Source organism: Pseudomonas sp. 05N434, assembly GCF_056396965.1.
In genome coordinates, this window is the sequence record NZ_JBFTMK010000159.1 from 1 (window position 1) to 9,024 (window position 9,024).

A 9,024-nucleotide genomic window follows, 5' to 3' on the forward strand; every position below is an offset into this window, starting at 1 on the left:
GTGAACGAACCGCGTGGAGATCTGGCTGACGATGTGCACTTGCAGCTGATCGGCGTGAAATGGAGATTCCACATCGATCCATACCGTGTTCGCCGGGGTGCCCAGCAAGTCGGCGTAGTAATGCCGAGGGCTCARGGTSGCGGAAAACAKCACSGTGCTGCGCGCMGCMGTCAGGCRCGGGCGGATRAAMCCGGCSGGCACCACATTGCGCAGGCACAGYTGCGACAGATTGCGCTTGCGCTCGAGGTCACGCTTGCTGATGTCGAATAGAAAATGCTCGTCGAACAGTTCAGCCACGCGGCCGAATTGCAGCATGTCGAAGTAAAAATTCTGCAACCCGCTGTCCAGGCCCTGAGGATGATCATTCAGGTAGTCGCCGATGCTTGCGCAGCACAAGGACAAGGCCTGAAGCAGTTTTTCCGGGGCTTTGTCGTAGGCCTGATAGGGGCCGAGTTGCTGATCGTGCAAGGCATTCCATTCACGATTGACTCGCTGCAAGGATCTCTTCAACGACTCGGGCGCGGTTTTTCGTACGCCGTTCAAAGTCGCCTGGTCGAGGCTGGCGCTGTACATTTGCCGGCCGCGCTCCRCCAGGTTGTGGGCTTCGTCCACCAGCACCGCGACGTTCCAGTTATTGGCCTGGGCCAACCCGAACAGCAACGCGCTGAAGTCGAAATAGTAGTTGTAGTCAGCGACCACCACGTCCGCCCAGCGGGCCATTTCCTGGCTCAAGTAATAAGGACAAACCTCATGCTGCAGGGCCACCTCGTGCACGGCACTCTGGTTCAACAGGCTCAATTGACTGGCGGCCTGACGCGCGCCCGGCAGACGATCATAAAAACCCTGGGCCAACGGGCAGGATTCGCCATGACAGGCCTTGTCCGGGTGCTCGCAAGCCTTGTCCCGGGCGATCATCTCGAGGACTCGCAACGGCTGTGCATCGGCGCTGTCGAGGATGACCTGAGCCGCGTCCAGCGCCAATTTGCGCCCCGGGGTTTTCGCCGTGAGGAAAAACACCTTGTCCAGTTGCTGCGGCGCCAGGGCCTTGAGTATCGGGAACAGCGTGCCAATGGTCTTGCCGATACCGGTCGGCGCCTGGGCCATCAGACAGCGGCCGGTGCTGACTGCCTTGAACACCGATTCGGCCAGATGCCGTTGGCCGGGGCGAAAATCGGCATGGGGAAAGCTCAGCTGTTGAGCCGCCACATTGCGCCCTTCGCGATGGGCCATTTCCTGCTCGGCCCAGTGCAGGAACAACCCGCAGTGGTGCTCGAAGAACAGCTGCAAGTCGGCGGCGCTGAAGGTCTCGACCAGACAGGTTTCCTTCTCGCTGACGATGTCGAAGTACACCAGCGCCAGGTCGATCTGCGCCAAATCCAGTTTCTGGCACATCAACCAGCCATAGACTTTCGCCTGCGCCCAGTGCAACTGCCGGTGGTTGGCCGGCTGCTTGCTCAGGTCGCCCCGGTAGGTTTTGACTTCTTCGAGGCAGTTTTGCCCCGGATCGTAGCCATCCGCCCGGCCTTTCACGCTCAAGGTTCGATACTGGCCCTCGAGTGCGACCTCGTTCTGGTAACCCTCGCTGCGTCGTGACGCCACGGTGCGATGGCCGACAATGCCTTCCAGCGCGGTTGGCGACGGGGTGAAACGCAGGTCGAGGTCGCCGACCTTGGCGGTGAATTCACACAACGCCCGCACAGCGATGCTGTAGCTCAAGCGCCCTGCTCCACCCATTGCACGTAGCAAACGGCGATGGGCATCTGGTGCTCGTGACAGAACTCCAGCCAGCGCAATTGGTTGTCTTGCAGGCGATCGCCGGGGCCTTTGACTTCGATCATTCGGTAGGTTTTGTGTTGCGGCCAGAACTGGATCAAGTCCGGCATGCCGGCGCGGTTGGCCTTGATGTCGAGCAGCAGTCGATTGAACCAGTGCTTGAGGTGTTCGGCGGGCAGACAGTCGAGCGCCTGCTCCAGCAGTTCCTCGCTCAGCGCGCCCCAGAATACGAACGGCGACTGCACGCCCCACTTGGCGGTGTAACGCTCGCGGATGGTCTGGGCGTAACGCCCGTCATCGAGTTCGGCGAGGCAGGCCTGGAACAGATCCGCGCGCCGCGCATGAAAGTCTTCGTTGTGCAGGTCCACCGGGCCGCGCTGGAATGGGTGAAAAAACGCCCCCGGCAACGGGGCGAAGATCGCCGGCCAGCACAGCAACCCAAACAGCGAGTTGATCAGGCTGTTCTCGACGTAATGCACCGGTGCCGACTCGTCCGCCAGATGCGCCTGAACGTAATACTCCACCGACAATGCCGGGTCGTGCCTGGGCAATTGCAGGTCCAGGCGCTGCATGGGCCGCGGGGCTGGCCGCTTGATCGGCGGCCCGCCCAGTTTGCGCCGCAGCCTGGGCAGCACACGCAATAAATGCTGATGTTCGGTGGCGTTTTCCGGGGTTTGCTCGGCGTGGCTCGCCAAATCCATGGCCAGTTGAAATTCACCACAGCGCTCCAGCACGCGAATCAGCCGCAGGCGTGCGCCGGGGTAGGCGCAATCGCGGTAGAGGCCCAGGGCGGTGGAAAAATCCGCCATGCGTTCGCAGTGCTGAGCGATCTGGAACAGCAGCTTGGCCCGACGTCTTTGCAGCCAGGGATTGGCGAGTTCCAGCCTGTTGATCTGCTCGACAACCACCGCCACCTCTTCACCGGCCTCGAAATGCTGCTGACAGCTGTGCAGGAACAGGCAGGCGTCGACGTCTTCGCGGCTGCGCAAGCCTCGGGACTCGGCGCAAAACTCGACTTTTTCGTAGGTGTAGATGCCCAGGTCAGCCAGAACGAATTCCGACCAATCCTGGTAAAGATTGCCGAAGAACATCAGGCGCAACCGATCGCACAGGCCCATGACGGTCAGGCTGAACAACCGGTCATCCAGTGCCGGGCACCACTGGGCAAAACTTTGCTCTTCAGGAAACTGCTCGCTCAGGGCCGGCAGCCAATCGCTCTTTTTGCCTTTCGGTTGATCGATGGCATCGCCAAAACACTGGAGAATCTCGGCCTTGAGCAGCACCTCGAACACCTCCTCGACAGGCAGCGGCGACTGTTCGTCGATCCAGCCCAAAGCCAGTAGCGGCGCCGCGGCGCTGGCGATGTCGCCGATTTCGACGTAACTCAGTTTGCCGACCCTGAAATGCACGCCCTTGCGCATCACCAATCTGACCAGCAAAGCCTGGGACTCGCGGGGCAGTCGATTGAAGTCGCGGATGAAGTCCTGCTCTTCGATACTGAGTACATCGGCATAACGATGCTCAAGCCAATCAAGTACTTGCATGAAGTTGTTCAAGTAATAGAACGGGTCGTCGAGGGGATTTACAATCACGGGCAATCGGGCCATGGCAAGCGAATACTGGTTATGCGTACAGATACCAGCTATGCCCCACCCGGTGCAAACGGAAAAGGATAAGTGGCGACGCAATCGGACAATTTTCGGGTGACCATCGAACTTTCTGCCATTCCATCGCACCAACCGCGTTAGAAGCACAGTGAGGATTGATCTCGAACGAGGCGTTCGCACTGTTTTTATTGAGTGATGGAGGTGTGTATGAATATCAAGACTCTGGGTTTGCCTCTGGCGGCAGCGGCCTTTCTGGCCCTGACCGGTTGCTCGACGCCAACGGTCGTGACCCTGCAGAACGGCACCCAGTATTTGACCAAGGACATGCCGAACACCAAGGGCAAGGATGGCTTCTTCGAATTCGAAGATATTTCCGGGGCGAAAGTGAAAGTCCGCGCCGATGACGTGGCCACGATTCGCAAGGAAGACTGATCCCCTGCGTTCGGCCGTAGCAGCTGTCGAGCCTGCGAGGCTGCGATCGGCGACGAAGTCGTCGTAAATCCTGTCCACGGTTTAGCTGAAACACCGCAGTGCCCGATTTCACGACTGCTGCGCAGCCGAACGCAGTCTCGCAGGCTCGACAGCTGCTACACAAGGAGTGCGTCGCAGGCTTTAAAGCGCTTGCGCGATCGCCTTGCCGACCTCCTGAGTCGAGCCCTGCCCGCCCAGGTCCGGGGTGATTGGCCCTTCTGCAATCACCCGTTCGATCGCCTGCAGAATCCCGTCGTGCGCGGCGCGATAACGCTCATCGCCATTGCCCAGAAAATCCAGCATCAACGCACCGGACCAGATCATCGCGATCGGGTTGGCGATGTTGCGCCCATAGATGTCCGGGGCCGAGCCGTGCACCGGTTCGAACAGCGATGGAAAACGCCGCTCGGGATCGAGGTTGGCCGACGGCGCAATGCCGATGGTGCCTGCGCAGGCAGGTCCCAGGTCGGACAGAATGTCGCCGAACAGGTTCGACGCCACCACTACATCGAACCGGTCCGGTTGCAGTACAAAACGCGCGCACAGGATGTCGATGTGCTGTTTGTCCCAAGTGATGTCCGGGTACTGCGCGGCCATCAATGCCGTGCGTTCGTCCCAGTACGGCATGCTGATGGAAATCCCGTTGGACTTGGTTGCCGCCGTCAGGCGTTTGCGCGGTCGGGTCTGGGCCAGGTCGAAGGCGAACTTGAGAATCCGGTCCACGCCGCGCCGGGTGAACACCGACTCTTGCAGCACGAACTCATGCTCGGTGCCTTCGAACATCTTGCCGCCGACCGAGGAATACTCGCCTTCGGTGTTCTCGCGGATCACCACGAAATCGATGTCCCCCGGTTTGCGCCCGGCCAGCGGGCACGGCACGCCGGGAAACAGACGTACCGGGCGAATGTTCACGTATTGGTCGAAGTCGCGACGAAACTTCAGCAGTGAGCCCCACAAAGAAATGTGGTCCGGCACCTTGTCCGGCCAGCCGACGGCGCCAAAGTAGATCGCATCGAACCCCTTGAGCTGGTCGAACCAATCGTCGGGCATCATTTTCCCGTGTTCCAGGTAGTAATCGCAGTGAGCCCAGTCGAGCACTTCGATGCTCAGCTCCAACTGCCACTTCTTCGCGGCTTGCTCCAGTACCCGCAACCCTTCCGGCAGGACTTCCTTGCCGATGCCATCGCCGGCAATCGCGGCGATTCTGAATGTCTTGCTCATCAATCGTGCCCCCGTGTCCGTTAATTACAGCCCGCCGATGTGGAAAGCTTTGACTTCAAGGTATTCATCCAGCCCGTACTTGCTGCCTTCACGGCCCAGCCCAGACTGCTTGATGCCGCCGAACGGCGCGACTTCCATGGAAATGAGCCCGGTGTTGAGGCCGACCATGCCGAACTCCAGCGCCTCGCCGAACCGCCAGGAACGGCGCAAATCCTGAGTGAAATAGTAGGCGCCCAGGCCGTAAGGCGTGGCATTGGCCAAGGCCAGCGCTTCGGCCTCAGAGGTAAACCGCATCAACGGCGCCACCGGGCCGAAGGTTTCTTCGTTGGCCAGCAACATGTCGGCGTGGGTGTCGCCAAGGACGGTCGGCTGAACGAACTGGTTGTCACCCTCGGGAATGCCGCCGCAGAGCAAACGCGCGCCCTGGCTCAGGGCATCGTCGATGTGCCGGGCGACCTTGCTCACCGCCGCCGGGTTGATCAGCGGGCCGATGGTCACGTCGGCGTCCAGGCCATTGCCGACCTTGAGTTTGCCCACCTCCTCCACCAGTCGCTGGGCGAAACGTTCGTAGATGCCATCCTGCACCAGAATGCGGTTGGCGCAGACGCAGGTCTGCCCGGCGTTGCGAAATTTGCTGAGCATGATCCCGGTTACCGCCTGCTCCAGGTCGGCGTCGTCGAACACAATGAACGGCGCGTTGCCGCCCAGTTCCAGGCTCAAGCGCTTGATGTGCTCAGCGCTCTGACGCATCAGCAGCCGACCGACCGCAGTGGAGCCGGTGAAGGAGATCTTGCGCACCGTCGGATTGCCGGTCAGTTCTTCGCCGATGCCGGCGGGCATGCCGGTCAGCACGTTGAACACCCCGGCCGGAATGCCGACGCGTTCGGCGAGTACTGCCAGGGCCAGGGCCGACAGCGGGGTCAAGTCCGAGGGTTTGACGATGATCGGGCACCCGGCGGCCAGGGCCGGCGCGCACTTGCGGGTGATCATCGCGTTGGGGAAATTCCACGGGGTGATCGCGGCGCACACGCCGACCGGTTGCTTGAGGGTCAGCAGGCGGCGGTCGCCGCTGGGGGCCGGTATGGTTTCGCCGTAGACCCGGCGGGCCTCTTCGGCGAACCATTTGACGAACCCGGCACCGTAGCGGATTTCACCCTTGGCTTCGTTCAGCGGTTTGCCCTGCTCGCAGGTCATGATCAAGGCGAGGTCGTCGAGGTTGTCGATCATCGCCTGATACCAGCGCTCCAGCAGCGCCGCCCGTTCTGCTGCCGGGCGTGTGCGCCACGCGGGCCAGGCCCGCTCGGCGGCTTCGATGGCGCGTCGGGTTTCTGCGCCCTGCATGGCCGGCACCCGGGCAAGCAACTGGCCGGTGGCCGGGTCGATGACGTCCAGGGTCGCGGCGTTATCGGCGCCGATCCACTGCCCGTCCACATAAGCGAGTTCTGCCAGAAGGCTGGGGTCTTTCAAACGATTCTTGAGCATGGTCGAGTCCTGATCCGAGACATTTCCAGTCTAGGGAGGTGCCACGGATGAGGATGCTGAAAGCGTTTGATGGGCAGTGTTGGATGCTGAAATTCGCGGTGGGACGGCAGGCTCTACCGGCAAGCACAAATCAAAAGATCTTGACGATCTCAAAGTTTCAGGGAACCCAGCAATCCCTCCAGAAACCGCTCCCCAGCCTGCATCTGGCTGATCTCGATGAACTCGTCCGGCTTGTGCGCCTGTTCGATCGAGCCCGGGCCGCAGACCACCACCGGTACGTCCAGACGCTGCTTGAACAACCCGCCCTCGGTGCCGAACGAGACTTTGGCGGTGCCGGTGTCCGGCGCGGCGAAGTTTTTCAGGAAGCGCACCGCTTCAACGCTCGGATGGGTATCGAGGCCCGGATAGACGTTGAGGGTTTCGATCTCGATGTCTGCCACGCTGGACAGCTTTTTCGCCTCGCGCACGATCACTTCGGCACGCTCGCGCATCTGCTCCAGGAACTGATCCAGATCGTCCGCCGGCAAGTTACGTACCTCGAAATCCAGGGTGCACAGGTTCGGCACGATGTTCAGCGCCTTGCCGCCGACAATCTGCCCGACGTGCACGGTGCTGTAAGGCACGTCGTAATCGGCATCCTGTGCGCCCTGCTCTTGCAGTTGCTGCTGGCTCTGACGCAGAGCCGCGATGAAATCGCAGGCCACGTGAATCGCATTGACCGAACGCGGCGCCAACGAGGAATGCGCTTCCAGGCCACGGCAATAAGTGCGGTAAGACCCCTTGCCCTTGTGCCCCAGCACGAACTGCATGTTGGTCGGCTCACCGATCAGGCACAAAAACGGCCGTACCGGCGCCAGGTGCAGCACGTCGAGTAAACGTCGTACACCGACGCAGCCGGTTTCTTCGTCATGGGACAAGGCGATTTGCAGCGGTCGGCTCAACGAATGGTCGGCGGCATCGAGCATGGCGTCGATGGCCAACGCGATAAACCCCTTCATGTCGCAACTGCCACGCCCGTAGATCCGCCCGTCCTGCACCGTCGCCTCAAACGCCGGCAAGGTCCAGGCCTGCCCCGCCGCCGGTACTACGTCGGTGTGGCCGGACAACAGAATGCCTGGTAACTCTTTAGGGCCGGTGCTGGCGAACAGGTTGGCCTTTTTACCCGTTTCGTCCTTGACGATCAGTGACTCGATGCCCTTGGTCAGCAGCAAGTCGCGTACGTACTCGATCAGGGCCATGTTCGACTCTGAAGACACGGTGTCGAAGGCCATCAGGCGTTTGAGAATATCCAGTACACGGGGTTTCATGAGGCCCTGCTCCTTTGCTCGGTTGTCCGTTGCTCGGCTGAAGGGGTGAACCGGCGGATCGAGAACGGCTCAATCGAAGTGCTGGTGCTGCCGGTGCTGATCAGTTCGGCCATCACGTCGCCGACGCCTGGGCCGAGCTGGAAGCCATGACCGCAGAAGCCGAACGCGTAATACAAACCGTCAACGTTGCCGCTGGGGCCCATCACCGGCAGGGAATCGGGCAAGTAGCCTTCAATGCCGCTCCACACACGGATGATGTTCAGGTTGCCGACGCCCGGTAGCAGGCGACGCATCTGGTCCATCTGATTAAGAATGCTGCGCGGCTCGACATAGGCGCGGCGGTTGAGCATGTCCGGTTTGCTGCGGTAGCCGCCACCGATGATGATGTTGCCGCGCGGGATCTGGCGGAAGTAGATCACTTCTTCGGGGATCTTGGTGTACACGCCGATCACCGTTGGCAAGGCGTACGGCACCGGTTCGGTCACGGCCATTTGTGGGCCGTTGGTATCCAGCGGCACCGGTTCGCCGAACTGCGCCGAGAGTTTCTGGCCCCAGGCGCCGGCGGTGATCAGCAAGCGCTCGGCGCCGAACTTGCGACCGTCGGTGGTGGTCACCGTGAACTCGCCGGCAATTTTCTGCACTTCAGCGACTTCAGTCTGTTCCTCGATCCGCGCCCCGAGGCGGCGGGCAGCCCGGGCAAACGCCGGCGCGGCCAAACGCGGGTTGGCGTGGCCATCGTGGGGCGCGTAAGAACCGCCCTTCACGTCCGGCCCGAGGAACGGAAAGCGCTGGTGCAGCTCGRCGCCACGATAGATTTTCAAATCCAGCTGCGCCGCCTCGGGCGCTGCCGCATAGGCTTCCAGTTCAGGGATTTCATCCTCGCGGTAACACACGCGCATGTGCCCGCTGGCAATGAATTCGAGGTCGTCGTCGATCAGCTCTGGCAAGCGTTTCCACAGCGCCCAGGAACGGTTGGCCAATTCCAGTTGACCGAGGAAGCGTCCCTGACGCCGGACGTTGCCGAAGTTCACACCGCTGGCGTACTGACCAATCTGGTCGCGCTCCAGCAGAATCACCGACTGCCCGCGCTGGCGCAGGAAAAACGCCGCCGCCGAGCCCATCAGGCCGCCGCCAACAATCACTACATCGGCTTTGTGTAGCGT

At 61.3% G+C, this 9,024-nt stretch carries 7 protein-coding genes; 1 reads left to right on the forward strand and 6 read right to left on the reverse strand.

Going from position 1 to position 9,024, the window contains the following annotated elements; genetic code table 11:
• The coding region (locus AC1DLB_RS12630) for an ATP-dependent DNA helicase (RefSeq protein WP_477785073.1) at nt 1-1,716 on the reverse strand (1,716 nt) is incomplete at its 3' end.
• Complete coding sequence (locus AC1DLB_RS12635; RefSeq protein WP_477743086.1) at nt 1,713-3,380, reverse strand: VRR-NUC domain-containing protein; 1,668 nt, start codon at nt 3,378-3,380, stop codon at nt 1,713-1,715. The genes AC1DLB_RS12635 and AC1DLB_RS12630, both read right to left, overlap by 4 nt.
• Before the next feature lie 207 nt (nt 3,381-3,587).
• Here AC1DLB_RS12635 and AC1DLB_RS12640 point away from each other — a divergent pair, with 207 nt between their 5' ends.
• Entirely contained in the window at nt 3,588-3,812 is a 225-nt protein-coding gene (locus AC1DLB_RS12640; protein ID WP_018925975.1) for a YgdI/YgdR family lipoprotein, read from the forward strand.
• 180 nt (nt 3,813-3,992) lie between these two features.
• Here AC1DLB_RS12640 and AC1DLB_RS12645 read toward each other — a convergent pair whose 3' ends face one another.
• The 4 genes from AC1DLB_RS12645 to AC1DLB_RS12660 form a co-directional block, all read right to left on the reverse strand.
• Nucleotides 3,993-5,072 carry a tartrate dehydrogenase gene (locus AC1DLB_RS12645; protein ID WP_018925976.1) on the reverse strand — a complete coding sequence of 360 codons (1,080 nt, stop codon included), beginning with the start codon at nt 5,070-5,072 and terminating at the stop codon, nt 3,993-3,995.
• Nucleotides 5,073-5,096: 24 nt separating this feature from the next.
• Nucleotides 5,097-6,554, reverse strand: a complete 1,458-nt coding sequence (locus AC1DLB_RS12650) for an NAD-dependent succinate-semialdehyde dehydrogenase (RefSeq protein WP_477743085.1) — start codon at nt 6,552-6,554, stop codon at nt 5,097-5,099.
• A gap of 149 nt (nt 6,555-6,703) precedes the next feature.
• Nucleotides 6,704-7,861 carry an acetylornithine deacetylase gene (argE, locus tag AC1DLB_RS12655; RefSeq protein ID WP_019578987.1) on the reverse strand — a complete coding sequence of 386 codons (1,158 nt, stop codon included), beginning with the start codon at nt 7,859-7,861 and terminating at the stop codon, nt 6,704-6,706.
• Nucleotides 7,858-9,024 (reverse strand): NAD(P)/FAD-dependent oxidoreductase (locus AC1DLB_RS12660; protein WP_477785074.1); only part of this gene is annotated, 1,167 nt, incomplete at its 5' end. The genes argE and AC1DLB_RS12660, both read right to left, overlap by 4 nt.